This is a genomic window from Verrucomicrobiota bacterium (genome assembly GCA_016871535.1).
Classification (GTDB): Bacteria; Verrucomicrobiota; Verrucomicrobiia; order Limisphaerales; family SIBE01; genus VHCZ01.
Genome location: VHCZ01000022.1, coordinates 15547 through 36546, shown reverse-complemented (window position 1 = coordinate 36546; position 21000 = coordinate 15547). Strand labels below are relative to the sequence as shown.

The following is a 21000-nucleotide window of genomic DNA, read 5'->3' as shown; positions in this document are numbered from 1 at the left end:
TTCAACCGAACATTCCTTCCCGTAGCGCTGCCCAACAAGTGCTTGCGCAAAGACAATTTTCGTGGAGGATGCGCGCATGATTCTGGCAGGCGACATTGGAGGAACGAACACGCGGCTGGGCCTCTTCGAACTGGTGCGCAACCGCCCCAAATTGGTCAGCATTCAAATCTTTCCAAGCCGTCAATATCCGCGGCTTGAAGACATCGTCGAGGAATTCTTGACCAAAAACTCGCTCCCCATCACCGCCGCTTGCATCGGCATCGCCGGGCCGATCAAAGACGGCCTTTGCGAGACGCCCAACCTCCCGTGGATCGCCGATTCGAAGAAGCTGGGCGAAGTCCTCGGCTTGCACCGCGTCGAGTTGATCAATGATCTCGAAGCGAACGCCCATGGCATTTCCGTGCTGGCGAAGGAAGATTTGGTTTTGCTCAACGCGGGCGAACCCGACGCCAACGGAAATGCCGGTCTGATTTCTGCCGGCACCGGCCTCGGCGAAGCCGGCCTGCACTGGGTTGGCGAATACTATCAGCCGTTCGCGTCGGAAGGCGGGCACGTCGATTTCGCGCCGCGCAACGAGATCGAAGTTGATCTCTTGTCTTATCTCATCAAGAAGCTTGGGCACGTCAGTTACGAGCGCGTGCTCTCGGGGCCGGGTTTGATCAACATCTACCGGTTTCTGGCCGAGACCAAGCGCGCGGAGGAACCCGCCTGGCTGCGCGAAGAAATGCAGCAGCACGACGCGGGCGCGGTCATCACGAAAGCCGCTTTGGAACACCGGGCGCCCATCTGCGAACTGGCCCACAACATTTTCGTTTCCATTTACGGCGCCGAGGCTGGCAATCTCGCCCTCAAAGTGCTCGCCACCGGCGGCATCTTCATCGGCGGCGGCATTGCGCCGAAAATCCTTCCCACCTTGAAAGAGCCGGCGTTTCTGGAGTCATTCTGGTCCAAGGGGCGAATGACCGCGCTGTTGAAGGCCGTGCCCGTGCACGTGATCATCAACGACAAGACCGCTTTGCTGGGCGCCGCTCGTGTCGCCTTTTTCGGCATCCGCATGAGCCGGTACTGAGTGATTGCACCTCACGGGTGCTGGACCCGAAGAAACAGACTCCCCGCAACTCCGACGGGCAATTCCACTTCGAGCCGGCGCACGAGATTCGGTTCATCCGCAACGCTCAAAACCTCCAGGGGCGTCCAGGCATTCATCGGTTTTTGAAGCTCGCGGGGAATATGGCTCGCCCGATCGCAAATTGCTCCCGGGCAAAAATCATTCCTGTCAGAGCGCTTTGACACCACAAGTTCGCCTTCGTTCCAAAACCAGGCCATGGGAACCTTTGCTGGCGGACTCGCCATCGAAAGGTGCGCACGTCAGAGCATCCGGAGAAGCGCCTCGGCGATCACGATGCCGACGAACGTGCCAATCACATAGCCCCAGATGCCGGCGAGCAGTCCGGGCAACACCAGATTCGACCAGCCTTTGGAAATCGCCATCGCCGCCGCCGAGGGGGCGCCGCCAAGTGTGGCGTTTACGCTCAGGAGCAATTCTTCCAGATTCAAGCGAAGGAGCTTTCCTACGGCAAGCGTCACGAGCAGGTTGGTCACGGCGATGACCGTGCAAAACCCGAAGAGGACCGGCACGTTCAGCACGACTTGCCAGAGGTCCGCGCGCAGCCCGATGACGAAGAAAAAAAGGTAGAGCAGATACATGCCCAGTTCTTCCGAACCCTGAATCCGTTCCATGGACCGATGAAAGACCGTCGTCACGACGACGATGAAGAACGTGACCAGCACGTAGGGATTTCCGAAGATGGACTGGATAATCTTGGATTCGATCCGGGACTTGATCGCGCGAGTCAGAAGCATCGACACCGCCGCGACCGCGAACGCGATGGCCAGCGCTTTGGCGATGTCCAGCAAGGCGATCTCCTTGCGTTGCCAGTAGCGCGCGGCCAGTTCCTGGACGCGATCGCTGTTGCTGTCGTGCGTGTGCGGGTGTGCAAAGCGCGAGAGAAAGAACCGGCTGGCGGAGATCACGAACAGAACCGCGAACATCCCCGCCATGATAAAGTTGTCGGCTACCAGCAGAGGATTCGTCAGATCGGCGCTGACGTTGTAGCTGTTTTTGATGGCGACGAAATTCACTCCCCCGCCGATGTAGCTCCCCGTCATCACGCCTGTGACCTCGGGGACACGCGGAAAGGAACCGCGAAACAGCAAAGCCGCAAGGAATGCGCCGAGAACCGTGCCGAGGCTCGCGACGTGGAAGCAAAGGAACATGGACCCCGTTTCGCGGACGATCTTGACGAGGTTGGCGCGAAAGAGCAGCAACGGAATCGCCACCGGCACCAGATAATCCTCGACGAGATCATAAGACGGCGCCGCGATGGGCAGGATCTTCCCGTTCGACAGCAGCATGCCGCCGATCAACGCCAGGATTGGTCCGCTGGTTTTGGCGGCCCATTTGCGGGTTTGCTCCAGATAAATGCAGATGGCCACGCCGACGATCATGACCGCCCAGAGCGGCCAGGCGTTTTCGGGAGCGATCAATGGCGCCATGGAGACGTGGGAGGGGAAGCGAATGTCCAACACCGTCCGGTTCAAAGTTTACTTACCGGCTTCCGCGCCGGCGGAGCGGCATGTTGGCGAGGACGGCGCTGTGGACGCGGCTCATCGCGTCGAGTTGAAAGACGAGCTGCTCGTCGAGGTAGAGGCCCGGAGGCATCTTGAAGACAGTGGGGTTGAGCGGCGTGAGGCGATAATCAAATTCGTTTTCGGTCATGGCGTAGAGGTGGCCGTGCCGGGCGGAGATAATCAGCGGGATGAAACTCGGTCCGTAGCTGCCCAGATACTTCCTCCAAGCGCCGGGAATCTCTTGGGTCGCTTTCGAATCGACGCGCCGAAAACTTTGCCCGAGCGCGGTGAAACTTTCGGCGCGGCCCGCGGCGTCCTTTTGAAAAACAAACGGGGACTGATGCGCCAGGCGGCCATGGCCCTCGAACCGGAGCGGTTCCGTCGCGGTCAACACCATCCGCTGATTCGAGATGTTCGCTTGCAGAGCTGAACCGGACATTTCGATTTTCGCCCAGAAACTTTCCGATTCGTAATCGCCGGTGAAGGCATTCAGCTCGGCTGCCGGCAGCTTCAGAGGGGATGCGGGTGCCGGCATTGTTTCGCCGATCTTGGCTTCGAGCATCAGCCCCAGCGCGGTGTTGTTAAGTTTGCGCACCGGACCGACGACGATGTCATCGTTGCACAAAACCACCACCCCGACTTTGTGATGCGGGATCGCCGTGAGGGCGGAAGTGAAGCCATAGACGGCGCCCATGTGGCTCACGGTCTTGTGCTGGCGGAAATTCCCGACGCTGAAACCCAGCCCGAAGCCGTTGGTGGTTTTCGCCAACTGCGGCGTGAACATCTGCGCCAGGGTCTCCGGTTTGATCACAGCTCGACCACCGATGCGTCCCTCGGCGAAAAGGCACATCAAGAAACGTCCAAGATCCTCGCAGGTCGTGTAGAGATTCCCGGCAGGCAGAATCCCAAACTCGAATTGCGGCGCGCGAATTTCATCGAAGCCGCCCTTGCCGTCGGCGACGGGCAGGTAACCGGTCGCCAGCTTGAATCTGAGTTGCGCATCAAGCCGCCAGCCGGAGTGGTTCATCCCCAGCGGTTCGAGAATATGCTTCTGCTGATAAGCCTCGAAAGGTATGCGCGCGACCTTTTCCACAATGTGGCCAACGACCGTGACACCGCTGTTCGAGTATTTCGTCTTGGTCCCGGGCGGATAAACCAGGACACAGGACGCCAGGCTCGCAACCGTCTTCTCTGCGCCGGGTTCGGAGGAGTCGAAGTAACTGCCGACCGGCACCTCCCGGATCAAGCCGGAGCGATGGCACATCAATTGGCGCAACGTGATTGGTTTTGCGTCGTCGAACGGAACGACGATGCGAAACCCCGGATCGTAATTCGTGACCGGCTGATCAATATTGAGCCGGCCCTGCTCCGCAAGCTGCATCGCGGCCAGCGCCGTGAACAGTTTGGAGATGGAACCGGCGCGATACACCGTGTCCGCGCTGGAGGGAATGCGGCGCGATTTGTCGGCGAACCCGAATCCTCTCGCGTACACGATGCGCTGATCGTCCACGAGCGCTACCGAGACGCCGCTAATAGAGTCCTGAGTCAATTCATCCGCGATCGCGGATTCCAAAGAGACAATGGCCTGAGAGTAGTCCGTTCTGGCAGCGGTGGCGGCGAAAGCCAGCTCAGGGAGGAAGCAACCCGCAATTAGCGCCAGGGAGGAGGCTGGGGAACGGAACCTAGACGAGGCGAAGGTGGGATTTCGCATGCGCCAAAGAGTGCCGAAGGCCCGCAGTGAATGCAAGGCGCGCGCCTTTGAGGGGGTGCGATTAAGACGATTCTCCAGACGCCCTTGCCAATTAGCCGCGTGAGACTTTTTCCAGAAGGGCCGTCGTCGATTTTCCCGGGACGAGCGGAATGATTACGATCCGGCCGCCTCCGTTCTCCACGACGGTTCGTTCGTCGGGATTCAATGTTTCCAAAGCATAATCGCCGCCTTTGGCATAGACGTCCGGCGCCGCGAGTGTGAGAAATTCCGTGGCGCGGACCTCGTGGAAGATGCACACGGCATCGACCGCAGCCAGAGCCGCAAGCACGGCGGCGCGGTCTTGCTCCGCATTGACGGGGCGTTCCGGTCCCTTGAGCGCGCGCACTGCCGCGTCGCTGTTCAGTCCCACCAAGAGCAGGTCGCCGTGATGCCGCGCCGTTTCCAGGTAGGTTACATGGCCGACGTGAAGGAGGTCGAAGCAACCGTTGGTCACGACCAGTTTTTTCCCCGCGGAGCGAATCGCCGCGCGCCAGGCAGGTAGTTTTTCAATGGGAATGATTTTCTCGCGCGACGGCACAAGACGCATCTTTGGCGGGGAGTCTCTCGCGTGGCAAATGTTATTTCCTCCAGCAATTTCTCCTTTTGAACTGTATGTAGTTCCGCCTGTCGGCGGTCCGCGTGTGAAACCGGCTAAAGCCGGGACTACATGCGAGACGCGTTCGAGCTGGCAGAATTTCCTGTGTTGTTTTGCATGCGACCATCGGGCCCTACACAGGGACTTGTCTTTTCGCTTCCAGGTCCTATGCTGTGACCATGAACAGAGACGTTGTGCCTATCGCGATCCGAGGGATTCTGCCCGCCAACAGCGGGTGCGCCATCTTCGTCGGAAACGAGCAGAAGGTTTTCGTGATCCAGGTCGAGCACAACATGGGAGCGATCATTGGCATGTTCTTGCGCGACACCCCGAAGGAGCGGCCGCTGACGCACGATCTCATCACGAACATTTTGAAAGGCTTCAACATCACGGTCGAACGCGTCGTCATCACCGAGTTGAAGAACTCCACTTACTACGCCCGCTTGATCCTCCAGCAGCAAAATGAACTGGGCCGCAAAATCGTGGAAATCGATGCCCGGCCCAGCGATTGCCTGGCTATTGCCGCGGCCCAAAAACGGCCGATTTACGTCGCCGCCCCGCTTTTCGAGCAAGTCGAAGACATGTCCGAAATCCTCGAACGGATCAACGAAAACGGAGGCGAAATGGCTTGAGTGATGCCTTCGGACGCCGCTAGCCCGGACCCGCCCGTCGCCCTCGTCTGGGGCGAAGATGAATTCTCCGTCAAACAGCGCGCCCGCGCCCTCTACCAGCAGTGGTGCGCCAACTGTCCGGGGCTCGACCATGAAATCATCGACGCCAGCGTCTCGAACAGCGGCGAAGCCCTGAACGCACTGGCGAAACTCCGCGAAGCGCTGCAAACCCTCCCCTTCTTCGGCCGCGGCAAAGTCGTCTGGTTCCAAAACTGCAATTTCCTGGGGGACGAGCGAGCCGCCAGCGCGCAGGCCGTAACGGAATCGTTGAGCGCCCTGGCCCAGGAGTTGAAAACTTTTTCCTGGAACGGCGTCCGGCTGTTGATCTCCGCGGGCAAGATCGATAAACGCAAGACGTTCTACAAAACACTCGAAAAGATCGCCACCGTCGAGGCCTTCGCCGCCTGGACCGTCGAAGACCGAAACTGGGCCACGGAAGCCGAAAATCTGGTGCGCCGGCAGATGCGAACTTTGAAGAAGCAGATTTCCCCCGAAGCCGTTTCGCGCCTGGTGGTGCTGGTGGGACCCAACGCGCGCCAGTTGAATAGCGAAACGGAAAAAGCCGCGCTTTATGCCAGCGACCGTCCCGTTGTCAGCGTGGAAGATGTCGAAGCCATCGTGTCCCGGAACAAACAGAGCCGCGCGTTTGCGCTGGGAGACGCGCTGGGCGCCCGTGATTTAGCGCGCGTGCTCCGGGTGTTGGACGAGGAACTCTGGAGTATGAGAACGGACAGCCAGAAATCGGAAATCGGTTTGCTTTACGGCTTGATCTCCAAAGTTCGCGTCATGCTTTTCCTCAAAGAAATGCTGCGGGAAGGGTGGCTCAAGGCCGAATCGGACTATACGCGTTTCAAGGCGCAATTGGAGCGAGTGCCGGCAGCCACGCTGCCCGAGGAGAAAAAGTTCAATCCTCTGGCCATGAACCCTTATGTGTTGTTCAAGGCGCTGGATCACGCCCGCAATTACACCGCGGCAGAATTGGTCCGCGCCATGGAACTGCTGCTGCGCTGCAACCAACGGCTCGTGCTGAGCGGCCTGGACGAAGCGTTGGTGTTGCAGGAAGCGCTGGTTCAGATCGTCAAGCGCCCCGCAACGCCCACGGCGGCTCCCTCTTGACGGCAAACCATGAATCCATCACCCTCCAACCTGCTGGTCGCCGTGGCCAACGAAGTGGGGTTCGTGAAGGTGATCGGGCGCGCCAATGTCGCGTTGAGCGTCCATTTCAAGATTCTGCTGGCCAAGCTGCAGGGGAATGGTTTCAGGAATTTCGTCCTCGACCTGGGCGAGTGCGCGACGATGGACAGCACGTTTCTCGGCGTGCTGGTGGGCGCGGTTCTCCACTCCGCGGGCACGCCGCCCGAAGGCAGCGCGACGTGCCTGCAACTGCTCAACCCCAATCAGCGCGTCGCCGAATTGCTGGAGAATCTCGGCGTCGCCCACCTCTTCGCGATGCTGCGCGGCGCCAATCCCGCGGAAGCAGCACTCGAACCGTCAGCGCCGACGCATGTTCCGGCCAGCAAGGAAGAAATCACCCGGACGTGCCTGGAAGCGCATCAACTGCTTATGGCCGTGAACCCGGAAAATGTCCCCAAGTTCAAGGACGTCGCCCAATTCCTGGCGGAGGATCTCAAGAAGCTCAAAGAGGAAGCTGGGGGTTCGGGCTAATAACAGCCTGTTTTGAAAATGGGTGGAACGGGCTACCAGCCCGTGTTCGGCGGCAACTTGCCGCCGAACATTCCGGCAGGCGGGTAGCCTGCCGCAACAGGCCAGTGGCTTGTTCCCACCCAAAAGGCATTTTCAAACGCGCACTAGCCTCACTCGCCTTTCAGATAGGCGATCAAATCGGCCAGATCCTGGCGCGACATCGCCTTCTCCAAACCAGCCGGCATCAGTGATGAATTGCTCGCGGCGAGGCCGGCGATTTGCCCGCGCAGGATGTTTTCCTCGATGCCCTGCGCTTGACGCAATGTGATGCTCGTCGGCGTTTCGGAGAGAATCAATCCGGAGAGGATGCGGCCATCTTTCGTCTCCACCACGTAACCGGCGAACCCGGGCACGATCTCGTAATCGGGCACGAGCACGTGGAGCAGGATCGCTTCCTTGGGCTGATTGCGGATGCCGAAGAGATCGGGCCCGACGGGAATTCCCTCGCGGTCCAGGCGATGGCACGACGCGCAATGTTGCTTGAAAACAGCGCTTCCGTTTCGCGCGTTGGCCCTCAGGCTCAAAACGGATTTGTTTTCTTCAAAGGCCTTCATGCGATCCCCGCTCTGCGCGGATTTGAAGACCGCCTCCGCGCGCTTTCGGAAGGCCGGATCTTTGTGATTCAGAAACCGATTGCGCTGGGCGTTGTTCAGAACCGAAGGGGACAGCAACTCCGCCTCGATCGCCGCCAGCACGTCCGGCAAGAATTCCTGGCGCGTCAACAGCGCGGACAATACGGCGCTCCGAACCGCCGGCGTGAAACTTCGCCACCGCGACGAAGCGAGCAATTCCGCGGCGGCTCCGGAATGGTGCGGTTGAACCAGGGCGCGGACGGCGGCGGTTTGAACTTCGGACGGTTGCTGCGACTCCAGGAGCGGCAAGAGAGCAGCGCTGGCTTGCTTCGCGTCGGCATGCGCCAGGAGGGCGATGGCGCGCAGGCGGCGGCCAGCCGGCTCGGATGTCCTGGCGAGGATGGATTGGGCTTCCTCGAATAGATTCCTGAGCAGCTCTCCGTACTTTCCATCCGACGTTCCGCTGAGCCAAAGCTCCAAGGGGGTAAAGCTCCCTCTCACTGGCGCGCGATTTCGCAAACCGTCCGCGCAGCCCGCGAGAAATCCGGCCCGGCTGTCAAAGCCGATTTGGGTCGTTTCGAGCATCCCGCCAGGGCCGAAGCCAGGAAGATCAACTGCCAGCGTTCGGCCCAATTCGGCGAAGAACTCTGGCAGATTTCCCACGCTTGGAAGGGGTTCACGAATCAGAGCATCCAGCAAATCCTGGCCATACCGGTGCGCCGAAGTGAGCAGGGCCGCGCGCGCCCATCGATCGCGTGCGTCCTGAAGCGCCAGGGAAGCCAGGGCTTCAATGAGCGCCGCCTTTTCCTTGAAACGCAGGGACCGATTGGTCATTTGTCGGTCCAAACTCAGCTCGGCTTCCCCCAAACTCAGCGCACATTGAAAACGCACGCGGGGATCCGGATCCGGCGCCATGGCCGCGACACGTTCCAACCACTTCGAGGCGTCCGGTCCCCCGCGAAGACGGGGCTCGACGATTTGAAGCGCGGCCTCACGCACGCCGGGCAACGGATCGCTCAGGGCACACTCAAGAGTCAGGTCGTGGACCGAGCCGAGCCCTTCGATCGTGCGCAGCGCGTGAAACCGGCCCGCAGGCGAGCCAAGAATCGGCGTGCGGCGGCCGGCCACAATGGACTCGAGGATCGGCACAGCGCTGCGGTCCTGCCGTTCGATGAGCAACCGCTGCGCCGCGTCGCGCTGCCACCCGCTCGGATGACTCAACATCGCGCAAAGCTCTTCCACGTCGGCTTTTCCGAAATCCATGTTCCGATTCTTACCGACCACTGACAACTGACCACTGACAACTCTCCCTCCGGCGCCGGGCCGCTTCGCCCCCGCCACACGATAAATCCTCCCCATCCCTTTGCCGCTGTCGAAGTCGGTCTTCTTCCGGATTTCATCCGGCAAATACTCCGGATGTTCGATGGTCTTCCGGTACATGTCGCAAATGTAAAGCGCGCCGTCCGGACCGTTCGCGAGGAAGACCGGACGAAACCAATTGTCCGTGGACGCGAGGAACTCGATGTCATTCCGCGCGCGCCGGGCGGCGAACGTCGCTCCCGCGGGAATGAGCTTGTCCCAGTGCACCAGGTTGCCGGTGGGATCGCACGCGAAGGGTTGGCCTCGATATTCCTCTGGCAACGCCGTCCCGCGATAAATCAAAACGCCGCACGCCGCCGTAAATGTCCCTGCGTGCGAATCGGCGGTGGTGATGTTGGCGCTGATCGGATAAATGCGCGCGGCGCGGTTCTCCCCTTTCAGCAGATCGTTGATCATGGCTTCCGGCACGTTCTGCATGGTCTCCGAAAACGCCAGGTTCGGATTGAGTTTTAGATAGCGCGACGGCAGCACGACATGCTGAATGTGGACGCGGTTCATGCACGTGAAGCGGTGGCCGAAGTCGTCGAACGTCATCCCGAACTGCCCTTTGCCGTCCGCGGCCTCGAATTGATCCGTGTCTGGCCGGAACCGGAAATCGTTGCGCTCGACATCGACCGGCGGGTGATTCGTGTAAATGGGCGACGTGACCTTCCCGCCGCTCAACCCGGTGCTGAGGTAAATCCAATTGTCCGGTCCCAAAGTCGGATAGCATACGCGCAGTTGCGTGCTCTGGTTGGTGGCAAATCCCTTGAACACCACGCGCCGCTCGTCCGCGCGGCCATCGCCGTCCGTGTCCTTCAAATAGAGCACGTCGGGCGCGCACGTGACGAACAGGCCGCCTTTCCAGGGCAGCACGCCATTTGGAAAAGTCAGACCGGAAGCGAAAGTCGTCCGCTTCTCGAAACGACCGTCCCCGTTCGCGTCTTCGAGCAAAGCGATCGTGCCGGCCGGGGCGTAGCCATCCCCCGGCCCGGTCGGATACCCGCGATTCTCCGCGACGAACATTCGGCCCTTCTCATCGAAGCAAAGCGCGACGGGATCGACGACGATCGGTTCGGCGGCGACAAGTTCAACCGCAAGGCCGGGTTCGAGGCGAAAGGAGGCCAGGGATTGTTCCGGAGGCAGTGGACGGTCGGCGCTGCCCGCGTTGGGCGCCTGAGGGTAAGCTGATTCAGTGGCGTGGATCGCCAACGCGATACAAAGAAGCGCGATCCCGGGAGATGATTGGTTCACGGCGTCATTCTGATATGAGCCCCGTCGCTTGGCAATGCCCGCGAGCAAAACCCAACGCGGCGAACGCCACAACGGAACGAGCGTAATGCCTCAAAGTCGCAGGGAGCGCGGGCAGCCGTGCCCGCGCGTTTCTGAGAACCAAACTTCTCGCGGGCAGGTTGCCCGCGCTCCATCTTGAAAGCGGTGCCGGGAAGTCCTTGCCCTTGCTTTTGCCGGGTTTTTCGCGCATGACGGCGTGGACGAATCGGATCGTATGGAAGCGCTCGGCAAAATCCTGATCATTCGCGGCGGAGCCATCGGCGATTTCATCCTGACCATGCCGGTCCTGGCCGCCTTGCGGCGACACTTTCCGTTGGCTCCACTGGAGGTTCTTGGCTATCCGCATATCGTCCAACTGGCGCTCGCCACCGGCCTGGCGGACAAGGTTCGCTCCATCGAAGCCCGGCCTCTGGCCGGTTTTTTTGCCCCGCACACGCCGTTGGATCGGGAGTTGGCCGATTACTTCGCCGGCTTCAGCTTGATCGTCTCTTACCTGTTCGATCCGGACGCGATCTTTCGTGTGAATGTGGCGAAGTGCTCGTCCGCCCAATTCATCGTTGGTCCGCATCGTCCGAGCGAAACTTCAAACGCGCACGCGACGGAGATTTTTCTGCAACCGCTCGAAAGGCTGGGAATCTTCAATCCGCACTCGGTTCCGAATCTGCAACTCAACGCAGTCCAGGATTCCACCCGGCCACGGCACGCGCTTCAAACTTGCGCTGGGCCCGGGCCCCGCGTTCTTGCTCTGCATCCGGGCAGCGGCAGCGAACGCAAGAATTGGCCGGAAGAAAAATGGGCGGAGTTCATCTCAAGGCTGGCCGCTTTGCCTGACGTCCACTTCTGGCTCGTGGGCGGCGAGGCCGAGGGCGATCGTTTGACTCGTTTGTCGGCGGGCTTGCCAGGCGGACGATTCGAGGTCGCGCAGAACCTGCCGCTGGTTGATCTCGCGTTCCGATTACGCGATTGCCACGCCTTTGTCGGCCACGACTCCGGCATCTCGCACCTCGCGGCCGCGCTGGGTGTGCCGACTCTGGTTTTATGGGCGCACACCAACCCGGCAGTCTGGATCCCTCGCGGGGAACGCGTGAGAATTGTTCAGAACGGCGGCCGCTTGAATGAACTTCCGGTCAAGTTGGTGATGGCAGAACTTGAGCGCTGGCTGGCGGTCTAGCGTAAACTCCAGGCACAGAACTGGCCCGATGGTGGCACGACGTCGCTGTTCCCCTCACCTGGCCCTCTCCCCAAGGAGAGGGAGGCGCTGTTGTCATCCTGGGACAATCCAAAGCCTCCTGCCTGCCAAACACTAGGCATCGATTCTCCCTCTCTCCAAGGGAGAGGGCCGGGTGAGGGGAAACGAGGGTCAGATCAATTCCACAGCCCCGAAACAAAGCCGCGGGATCGCTGGGCCTGATATTACTTTTCCGCGACTGATCCTATTTCGCTTTGGCGATCTGGGCTTTGGCTGCGGCGACGACGTTTTCGGCGGTGAAGCCGAATTTCTTCTGCAATTCCTTCAACGGAGCCGAAGCCCCGAAAGTCTTCATGCCGATCATGTGCCCGCGGCGACCGACGTAACGCTCCCAGCCAAAAGTCGAAGCTTGCTCGACGGAGACGCGCGCGACGACGCTCGGCGGGATCACGCTGTCGCGGTATTCCTGGGTCTGATGTTCGAACAGTTCCCATGACGGCATGCTGACGACGCGCGACTGAATTCCTTCCTTGGCGAGCAGATCGTGAGCCTGGACGCACAGCGATACTTCGCTGCCGCTCGCGAGCAACAAGACGTCCGGTTTGCCGTTCGGCGCGTCCGCCAGGACATAAGCCCCCTTCTCCAGGCCGGAAGCCGCGCCGTATTTGACGCGGTCCACTGTGGGCAGCGCCTGCCGACTCAGAATCAGCGCCACGGGTTCGTGCCGCAGTTTGGCGAGGAACCGCCAGGCTTCGGTCACTTCGTTCGCGTCGGCCGGGCGCAAGGTAATCAGACCGGGGATCGCGCGCAGCGAAGCCAGTTGCTCGATTGGCTGATGCGTCGGACCGTCCTCGCCCACACCAATGGAGTCGTGCGTGAAAATAAAGAGAACCGGGATCTCCATCAACGCCGCCAGCCGAATCGCCGGCCGCGCGTAATCGCTGAAAATCAGAAAGCCGGAGCCATAAGCCCGGACCTTGGAAAGCGCCAGGCCGTTCAGGATCGAGGACATGGAGTGCTCGCGCACGCCAAAGTGAAAATTGCGGCCCTGGTAATTCTCTGAAGTGAAATCTCCTGCGCCGTCGAACGTAAGGCGCGTTTTGGTGGAAGGAGCGAGATCCGCCGAGCCGCCGAGCAGCCAGGGAACATGCTTCGCCAGGGCATTCAGCACTTTGCCGGAGGAATCCCGAGTGGCGATGCCCTTTGCATCCGGCGGAAAGACGGGCAAATCCTTGTCCCAGCCATCCGGGAGCTGGCGATGCTGCATCTTGTAGAGGTGATCCGCCAGTTGCGGGTGCTCCGCTCGATAGTTCTTAAACTGCGCCATCCACGCCTTACGAAGCTCGAAACCGCGCACGATCATCCCATTCCGGAAATGCGCCCGCACCGCGTCCGGCACCAAAAACTTCGCGTCTTCGGGCCAGCCATAGTTCTTCTTGGTCAGACGGATTTCTTCCTCGCCGAGCGGCTCGCCGTGCGCCGCATGCGTGTCTTGTTTGTTGGGCGCGCCGTAAGCGATGTGGCTATCGACGATGATGAGCGTGGGCCGGTCTTTGGTGTTCTTGAAGCTTTTCAGGGCGCGAGCGAGCATCTCCAGGTCGTTGGCATCGCCGACGCGGAGGACGTTCCAACCATAGCCCAGGAAGCGCGTGGCCACGTCTTCCGAGAAAGCCCATTCGGTGTGGCCTTCGATCGTGATTTTGTTGTTGTCGTAAATCCAGCAGAGGTTGGAGAGCTTCAAGTGCCCGGCCAGGGAAGCCGCTTCGCTGGAAACGCCTTCCATCATGCACCCGTCGCCGCACAGGGCATAGATGTCGTAGTTGAACATCTCGAAGCCCGGACGGTTGAAATATTTCGCCTGCCACTGGGCGGCAATGGCCAGACCTACGCTGTTGGCGACGCCCTGGCCGAGCGGTCCCGTGGTGGTTTCAATGCCGGAAGTCCACCGATATTCGGGGTGGCCCGGACATTTGCTGTCGAGTTGCCGGAAGTTTTTGATGTCGTCGAGCGTGACGGCAGGTTCGCCCAGCGTCTCGTACTTCGCGTTCACGGATTTGACCTCGCACAGGTGCAGGATCGAGTAGACCAGCATGGAGGCGTGGCCGACGGAGAGGACGAAGCGATCGCGGTTCGGCCAGATCGGGTCGTTAGGATCGAAGCGCAGGAAATCTTGCCAGAGACAGTACACGACCGGCGCCAACGCCATGGGCGTGCCCGGATGGCCGGAATTGGCTTTCTGAACCGCGTCCATGGACAAGGTCCGGATGGTGTTGATGCAGAGTTGATCGATAATCTCAGTTTTCATAATCGGGGCGTCCTTCAACGTAAGAATAAAGCGCGAATCGCGCGAAACGTGCACGGGAGTATGCCCGGCAATGGAAACGTGGCAAGCGGGTAATGGCGATGCACGGTGCAACCACCCCACCCTTACTGTGTCTTCCTGGCGAAATAGAGTCCGGCATAGACTTTCGGATCAATGAGCGCTCCTTCGCGGGTTTTCCGAGCCAGCCATTCATCAACGTCGGCCAGCGGGATTTCGTGGACCTGGATGTCCTCGTGTTCGTCACCGCCGCCGGGCGCGACACGTCGAGCGCGCGATACAGCGACACCACCTCGGAGGACAGGCCAGAGGAAGGCGGCCCGGTCACAAGATGGACAAACTCGCGAGCCTCGTAGCCGGTTTCCTCCCGCAACTCGCGCTGCGCCGCCGTCGCCATGGCTTCGGTTTCCTGGCCGAGAATGTCCCCGGCGAGGCCGGCCGGCAACTCGATCACCGGTTTGCCCAGGGGCAATCGGAATTGTTCGATCAAAATCAATTTGTCGTCCGTCGTGACGGCCAGGATCATGACCGCGCCGTTGGCCTTGGTTCGCTCCGCGTATTCCCAGCGGCCCACGCGCACCAGGCGCAAGTGTTTTCCTTCGAACAGAGTGACGCGATCAGTAAGCATATCCATATGTGCATTCGAATGGTGCGGAGCACACGCGCCTCGCGTGATCCGACCGGCGCCTCGCCGGTCTGAACTGGCGTGCACGACCGCCAAGAGGCGAAGGCTTACAGCGGACGCGTGAGTGTGGTCGGCGAGGGCGCCGACCACGGCACGCGAGGCGCGTGCGCTCCCCAACGGACATTGTCCTCAAGGATTCAAAATGTGGCGGCTGTTTACGATTCTCACCCCCGCCTGTTTCATTGCCGCAACGGCGCGGGCGACATCCTCTGGTTTGAGATTCACCCCACGGCAGGCGTCTTCGATCAAGGAAGTCTTGAAACCAAGTTGTTGAGCGTCGAGCGCGGTGAATTTCACACAGTAGTCTGTGGCCAGGCCGGCGACATAAGCTTCGCTGGCGCCGCGTTGCTTCAAATAATCACCCAGCCCCGTGGCTTTGCGATGGCCATTGTCAAAAAAACCGCTGTAACTGTCGATTCGAGGGTCCGTGCCCTTGACGAATATTTTGGCTGCGCGGCCCGCATTCAATCCCGGAACGAACTCCGCGCCGCGCGTGTTCTGCACGCAATGGACTGGCCACAGGATTTGAGGCAGACCGTGCAAGTCAACGACCTCGCCGGGTTTCCGTCCGGGATGATTGGCGGCGAAGCTCCCGTGATCAGGCGGGTGCCAGTCTTGAGTGGCGACGATCAGATCGAAGTGCTCCTGGAGGCGATTCACCAGCGGCACGATGGCGGCGCCCTCCGGCACAGGCAAGGCGCCGCCTGGAACAAAATCGTTTTGGATGTCCACGAGAATGAGCGTTTTCATGATTTACTGGGAACCGCCAGCAACAGACTACATCCTATCCCACGGTCTGGTCAGTATGGCCGCGGGCTTCGAGAATCAACCTGGTCCGCAAATCCAGCAAGCGCGGTTCGAGGCCCACGGGATACTCGTGCGGATTCAGGAAGCGCTTGATTCCGGAGTGGAAGCCCGCGAGTTGCTGTTGCGCTCGTTCGCGGACTGCCTGAATCGGCGGCAGCTCGCACACTTCCTTCCCCTTCCTAAAGATTGGCACGAGCAGGTCGTGCGCGGTCGCGCTGGACGGAATTCGCTTGCGCCGCGTCGCGTCCAACGGATCGATGATCACGGAGCCGTCACTCAGGCCCAGCTCAACATCATAAATCACGTCGCCCAGGAATTCGCCGTCTTGCTGAAATCGGCGCACTTGCTGGATGCCTGGATTGGATACTTTGACGGCTTGCTCGGACAATTTGACTTTGTACTTCCATGAACCGCCGGGTTGACGGATGGCGGCGAGTTTATAGACGCCGCCCATGGCCGGTTGATCGTAACCAGTCACGAGCCGCGTGCCGACGCCCCAGACGTTGATGGCCGCGCCTTGATCACGCAAGCTGACGATGGTTTGCTCGTCCAGATCGTTGCTCGCGACAATCGCCGCCTTCGGGAAGCCCGCCTCATCGAGCATGCTTCTCGCTTCGATACTCAGATACGCCAGGTCGCCCGAATCGAGCCGGATGCCGATCATTTCGTGGCCTTCACTGCGCAACCACTGGCCGGCCTCAATTGCCTTTCGCACGCCGGCCAGCGTGTCGTAGGTGTCCACGAGAAAGATGCAGTTGTTCGGCATGGCCCGCGCATACGCTTGAAACGCTTCCAACTCGTCGTCGAAGGACATCACCCAACTGTGCGCGTGCGTCCCCCGGACCGGGATGCCGAAAAGTCTTCCGGCCAACACGTTCGACGTCGCCGCACAGCCGCCGATGTAAGCCGCGCGGCTCGCCGCGAGCGCGCCATCGATGCCCTGGGCGCGGCGCAGTCCGAACTCCAGCACCGGATCGCCTTTGGTGGCGACACAGATGCGCGCGGCTTTCGTGGCGATCAAGGTTTGGAAGTTGACGATGTTCAGCAACGCAGTTTCCAGAAGCTGGCCTTCGATGATCGGCCCCTGAATCCGCAAGAGCGGCTCGTTCGGAAAAACGATCGTGCCTTCGGGAATCCCATCCAGGTCCACGCTCAGGCGAAGCTCGTTCAGGTACTGCAGAAAACCGGCATCGAACAAGGGCTTCCCATCGCTCCCGGACAAACCGGCCAGATAATCCAGGTCGCTCCGGTCGAAGCGGAAAGCCCTCAGGTAATCGACCACGTCCTGCAATCCGCAGTTGATGCTGAACCCGGACTGGAAGGGATTCTTCCGGAAGAACAGATGAAAGACTGCTTCCTTCGTGTGCGTGCCCGATTTCCAATAGGCATACGCCATGGTCAGTTGATACAGATCGGTCAGAAGGGCGGAAGGCGGATGGCGAACGGACATAGATCGCGAGGACTCTAAAATCAGCCGGGGTGAATTTGAAATCCGAAATTCGAATGGAGCGCGGCGTTGACATTGCCCCGGCTCGCCGGTAGTCGGTAGCGCCAGTGAAACTTCTTTGGGGACCTCTGCCGATTTATGCTCCCATCGATCCGCCGCACCAAGTCGTCGAGTTCGGCGAAAGCGGTCTGCCGTATCAGATTGGGGAGACCTGGAATGACATCTTCCAGCGCTTGCCGGGAGGCTTCTACCCGGACGCAGTGGTGTGGCGATATCCGGACTCGAACCCCTGGCCGATCCATCACGATTGTCCGGCGCCGCTGGTCGCGATTCTGAACGATTGGAGCCTTTACTTCAGCGCGTTCCGCGAGGCGCTCGACCGCTGTGATTACCTCGTCACGGACAAACTCGGACTGGAGCGACTGCGCTCGATCGGGATCTCCCACGCGAGCTACTGGCCTGGATACGGCCTTTATCCGGAGGTTTTTTACCGCGTGCCCGATCGCACGCACCTCTGCGACATAGCCTTTGTAGGCAATCATAATCACGACATCCATCGCGCGCGCGCGCAAATTCTGGCTCGAATCGGAAAGCTGGGCGACCGGTATCGCGTCGCCATCCGCACCGGCATTTGGGGAAACGAGTACGCGGAACTGCTGAGGCAAAGTCGGATCGTGGTGAATTACTCCGTGCGCCGCGAAATGAATTTGCGCGGCTACGAAACGCCCGCATGCGGCGCGCTGCTTTTCATGGAAGCGAGCAACCTGGAGGTCCGCGATTTTTTGATCGAGGGCCGCGAGTGCGTGTTGTATCGGGAGGACAACATCGAGGAACTCCTGCATCATTACCTCGAGAATGAACCGTTGCGCGCGCGAATCGCCGAAGCAGGCTGGAGGCGCATTCAATCGGAGACATTCAAAGCGCACGTGGCGAGCTTGGTCACTCATCTAGAATCGTTGGATTGGGGCAAACTTCGCGGGCGCCCGCGGCGTTGGCCGCATCTCAAAGAGGCGGAGCGATTCTATCTTTACGGACGTTGGCTCGCGTGCGCCGGCCCAAAAGTTCATCTGGGACACGACGAACTCGTCAAGGCGGTCAAAGCCGACCCGACCGAGCCGGAGCATTGGAATGCGGTGGCCGTGGCCGAAGCCATCGCCGCCGCGAAAATCCCGGATTCAGCGGAGCGAACGCGCGTCTTCAACGCCTATGCCGAGCGCCACTGGCTGAAACTGGTCGAGCTTTGCCCCGGTCATTTGTTGGGCTGGGCGAATCTTGGCTTTGCTCGACTCGAATTCGGCCTGCGCGAAACCGGCGTGGAGGCGCTCCGCAGAGCCCTCGACTTACTCTCTTCCAATCCGGAGCAGATGGTTTTTCGGGAAGGCTGTTGCTTCTTCGTGGATTCCTCCCAGGAGAACAAAACGGATTTCAATATTTTCAGGGTCGAGTGGGAGAGGCTCGTCTCAACCTGCGCGTCCGATCCCGTGCGGCTGTCCTACGAATTGACGGTTTTGCTGCGCTGGCAATGCGCCCGGCGGCTGGGCGACGCCTTGCTCGGTCTCGGTCGAGCGGAGGAGGCCAAAGACTTGTACGCGCGTGCGATCGCGGCACGCCGTGAACTGGAATATGCCTATGCAGGGCTGGGGCGAGCGCTGGAGCAAATCGGCCAGACAGCGCTGGCGTGCGCGGCCTATCAAGAAGCCCTGGAACGTCAGCCCTGGGATCTCGCGGTACGAAGGAGACTGGTTGGACTGCTGAATGCCCTGGGCGATTCCTTTGGCGCGGCCATCGCCTCTCACGAACTGGCGTTGCTCGAGAAGGCGCTGCGTCCTCCTTCCTACTGATCAGACCGTGGGATAAAATACACTTTGTTGCGTCGCATTTGGGCTCCGGCGAGGCGCGACGAAGGAGAATATCCCTGGTGGATCTTCGACTGAGGAGCAACGAAGCCAGATCCCAAATGCGGCGCAACCCGCAGGGCCAGGGGTCTTTTGGCCAGCCGCTTCGTCGCTGGCCAAAATCCCTCCTGGCAAAGTGTATTCTATCCCACGGTCTGATCAGTAAGCCCATCGCGGCCGAGCCGCAACGAAGCGTAGGGACGCATTCCACGGCCTTCCGTTCGTCCCTGAATTCCCGGAACCCTGTTTTAGCGCGCGGTGGAGTTAGCCAGGCAAGGCACAGGTCGCCCTCACGGTTTCTTTTCACCCTCCGGCTTTTTGGCTTTCTTCTCGCCGGGCTTGGCCGAGGGTTTTTCCCCAAGGCGCAACAAAACAGCTTCCTCTTCCCCTGCCGCATTCTTAATGACTTGGCCCGCCACCTCCTCGCCGATCACCGCATCATTTCAAAGTCGCGGGCTTACCCGCCTTGGCGGTTCGCGTGTGGGAGGTGATATGGATGATCCGGGGCTTGCTCTTGCCTTCCACCGCAATCGTCATCGCGGCTCTGTCCAACGCGCTCAACTTTCCCCGAAATGAGAACTGTTGGGCTTTTTTTCCTTCGCGGGCGCGACTGGAGTCGGTTTCTTGTCGGCGGTTTCCGCGGCGTACGACGCCGTCGCCAAAACCAGGCCAAGCGATCCAATCACCAGCCAGAGGCTAACTGTTCTTTTCATGGGTTTGTCCTTTCCTGCAGGGTTTGCATGGAAGCACTCTAGCAAGTGCGGCCCGGCGTGCAACGCCGTTGTCTTTGTCCGCTGGGTTCTCTACATTGGTCGGGTCATGCATTTTCTTGCTCGTCTCGTTTCGCTGGTGGGCTCGGCCAAATCGATTCGCGCCGGGATTCAGAAGGCGCAGACGGTTGCGGCGCAGGTGAAGCAGACGGTTGAGAATTACGAAACGGCGAGCTTTCACGAAAGTCTGCGCCAGGCCGAACAAGGCAGCGCCTCCGCCCAATACGATACCGGCGAGGATTATTATTTCGGGCGCACGGCGCCGCAAGATTACGCGGAAGCGCTCAGGTGGTTTCTCAAAGCCGCGGAGCAAGGCCACACGCAGGCGCAAGCGAACGTCGGCATGCTCTACGCGCTGGGGCGCGGCGTGCGGCAGGACTACCTCGAGGCGTTCAAATGGGTAAGTCTGGCGGCCGCCCATGGCAATGAAGGCGCCAAGAAAACACAAGAAGTCGTACTCGGGAAATTGTCGCGCGAACAACGGGAGGAGGCCGAGCGGCAGGTCTCGGAATTCTTGACCAGAAAGCGCGTCAGCGCGGTTAAACCAACCCGGAGGAAATCGGATTCCTAATCTTCCTTAAATGATTCCGCCCGATAGACAGAGACGCTCACGCCGGGTCTGCGCCAGGCGTCCTCGTCGCAGTCTGCTTTTCTCGCGAGCGAATTCATGAAGGTGACTCGATCCGGGATGTTTGCCCACACCTGCGGGAGAAAGGTCGCCGTTCGATCGCCGATCTGCAGCACCACCCCGTCGGCCAGAGGATGGAGCTGGTCCAGCAACTCCTCCGGGGAGTGGAAACTCAACGGCTGCGGTTCGGCGAGAATGCTGATCTCGATTTCGATCTGCTCCAGCTCGTCGAGCTCCACGTGCGCGAAGCGCGGGTCGCTCCTGGCGGCTGACCGCGCGTTGTGCATGACGGCTTTGTAAAGCGCGGACCGCGGGAAGATCTGTCCCAGACATCCGCGCAGTTTGCCCTTGTTGCGCAACGTGACAAAGCATCCGGTGGGTTCAAGCAATTTGGCGGAGGCGCCGGGAGGCTCGATTTGCGGAAGAACCTCGTCTTTGACCGCGGCTTGCAGGGATCTCCTGGCCAGGTCCAGCAGCACGTGCCGCTCTTCCGGGCTTAATCCTGCCGTCAGCGCAGAACCCGCCGCCGCCGCGGCGGAGACATCGGGCTGACCGGAGGCGCCTGAACTGTCGGGCCCGTCGCTCCGCCCGAACAGGCGCGCTTTCCACCCTTTGAGCCAGGACCAGCTTCCCGGGCCAGCGTCCGAACCTTCCGAGGTTTTCACAGCTAATGCAGCCTAGTGT

15 protein-coding genes and 1 pseudogene are annotated in these 21000 nt (G+C 60.4%); 7 read left to right on the top strand and 9 right to left on the bottom strand.

Annotated features, from left to right (window positions below; genetic code table 11):
- Positions 1 to 76: 76 nt before the first annotated feature.
- Complete coding sequence (gene glk / locus FJ398_05190) at positions 77 to 1069, top strand: glucokinase (protein MBM3837349.1); 993 nt, start codon at positions 77 to 79, stop codon at positions 1067 to 1069.
- A gap of 299 nt (positions 1070 to 1368) precedes the next feature.
- Here the strand turns inward: glk and FJ398_05185 are convergent, their stop codons facing one another.
- From FJ398_05185 to FJ398_05175, 3 genes are all read right to left on the bottom strand, one after another.
- Positions 1369 to 2601 carry a DUF819 family protein gene (locus FJ398_05185; GenBank protein ID MBM3837348.1) on the bottom strand — a complete coding sequence of 411 codons (1233 nt, stop codon included), beginning with the start codon at positions 2599 to 2601 and terminating at the stop codon, positions 1369 to 1371.
- 7 nt (positions 2602 to 2608) lie between these two features.
- Complete coding sequence (locus FJ398_05180) at positions 2609 to 4342, bottom strand: beta-lactamase family protein (GenBank protein MBM3837347.1); 1734 nt, start codon at positions 4340 to 4342, stop codon at positions 2609 to 2611.
- 91 nt (positions 4343 to 4433) lie between these two features.
- Positions 4434 to 4928, bottom strand: a complete 495-nt coding sequence (locus FJ398_05175) for an adenylyltransferase/cytidyltransferase family protein (GenBank protein ID MBM3837346.1) — start codon at positions 4926 to 4928, stop codon at positions 4434 to 4436.
- Between the two features lie 227 nt (positions 4929 to 5155).
- Between FJ398_05175 and FJ398_05170 the strand changes: the two genes are divergently transcribed.
- The 3 genes from FJ398_05170 to FJ398_05160 are packed head-to-tail and all read left to right on the top strand — an operon-like array spanning position 5156 to position 7312.
- A complete protein-coding gene (locus FJ398_05170; GenBank protein MBM3837345.1) occupies positions 5156 to 5608 on the top strand; it encodes a bifunctional nuclease family protein in 453 nt (150 codons plus the stop codon).
- Between the two features lie 3 nt (positions 5609 to 5611).
- Positions 5612 to 6763 carry a DNA polymerase III subunit delta gene (holA, locus tag FJ398_05165; protein ID MBM3837344.1) on the top strand — a complete coding sequence of 384 codons (1152 nt, stop codon included), beginning with the start codon at positions 5612 to 5614 and terminating at the stop codon, positions 6761 to 6763.
- Between the two features lie 9 nt (positions 6764 to 6772).
- Positions 6773 to 7312: an STAS domain-containing protein gene (locus FJ398_05160; GenBank protein MBM3837343.1), complete on the top strand. Its 540-nt coding sequence runs from the start codon at positions 6773 to 6775 to the stop codon at positions 7310 to 7312.
- Positions 7313 to 7461: 149 nt separating this feature from the next.
- On the opposite strand, the gene FJ398_05155 is transcribed toward FJ398_05160, so the two are convergent.
- Entirely contained in the window at positions 7462 to 10536 is a 3075-nt protein-coding gene (locus FJ398_05155) for a c-type cytochrome (protein ID MBM3837342.1), read from the bottom strand.
- A 235-nt stretch (positions 10537 to 10771) separates the two neighbouring features.
- Here FJ398_05155 and FJ398_05150 point away from each other — a divergent pair, with 235 nt between their 5' ends.
- Positions 10772 to 11746, top strand: coding sequence for a glycosyltransferase family 9 protein (locus FJ398_05150; protein MBM3837341.1), 975 nt, complete (start codon positions 10772 to 10774; stop codon positions 11744 to 11746).
- Between the two features lie 262 nt (positions 11747 to 12008).
- Here FJ398_05150 and tkt read toward each other — a convergent pair whose 3' ends face one another.
- The 4 genes and pseudogenes from tkt to FJ398_05130 all read right to left on the bottom strand — a co-directional run bounded on the left by tkt (position 12009) and on the right by FJ398_05130 (position 17026).
- Positions 12009 to 14069, bottom strand: coding sequence for a transketolase (gene tkt, locus FJ398_05145; GenBank protein ID MBM3837340.1), 2061 nt, complete (start codon positions 14067 to 14069; stop codon positions 12009 to 12011).
- 122 nt (positions 14070 to 14191) lie between these two features.
- Positions 14192 to 14712, bottom strand: a pseudogene (locus FJ398_05140) (NUDIX hydrolase).
- A gap of 186 nt (positions 14713 to 14898) precedes the next feature.
- Positions 14899 to 15519: a bifunctional nicotinamidase/pyrazinamidase gene (gene pncA, locus FJ398_05135; protein ID MBM3837339.1), complete on the bottom strand. Its 621-nt coding sequence runs from the start codon at positions 15517 to 15519 to the stop codon at positions 14899 to 14901.
- Between the two features lie 34 nt (positions 15520 to 15553).
- A complete protein-coding gene (locus tag FJ398_05130; GenBank protein ID MBM3837338.1) occupies positions 15554 to 17026 on the bottom strand; it encodes a nicotinate phosphoribosyltransferase in 1473 nt (490 codons plus the stop codon).
- 104 nt (positions 17027 to 17130) lie between these two features.
- Here FJ398_05130 and FJ398_05125 point away from each other — a divergent pair, with 104 nt between their 5' ends.
- Both FJ398_05125 and FJ398_05120 read left to right on the top strand, forming a co-directional pair.
- Positions 17131 to 18864 (top strand): glycosyltransferase, encoded by a 1734-nt coding sequence (locus FJ398_05125; protein MBM3837337.1) that lies wholly within the window; start codon positions 17131 to 17133, stop codon positions 18862 to 18864.
- A 765-nt stretch (positions 18865 to 19629) separates the two neighbouring features.
- Positions 19630 to 20259 (top strand): sel1 repeat family protein, encoded by a 630-nt coding sequence (locus FJ398_05120; protein ID MBM3837336.1) that lies wholly within the window; start codon positions 19630 to 19632, stop codon positions 20257 to 20259.
- On the opposite strand, the gene amrA is transcribed toward FJ398_05120, so the two are convergent.
- Positions 20256 to 20981 carry an AmmeMemoRadiSam system protein A gene (gene amrA, locus FJ398_05115; GenBank protein MBM3837335.1) on the bottom strand — a complete coding sequence of 242 codons (726 nt, stop codon included), beginning with the start codon at positions 20979 to 20981 and terminating at the stop codon, positions 20256 to 20258. The genes FJ398_05120 and amrA overlap by 4 nt on opposite strands.
- Positions 20982 to 21000: the final 19 nt, after the last annotated feature.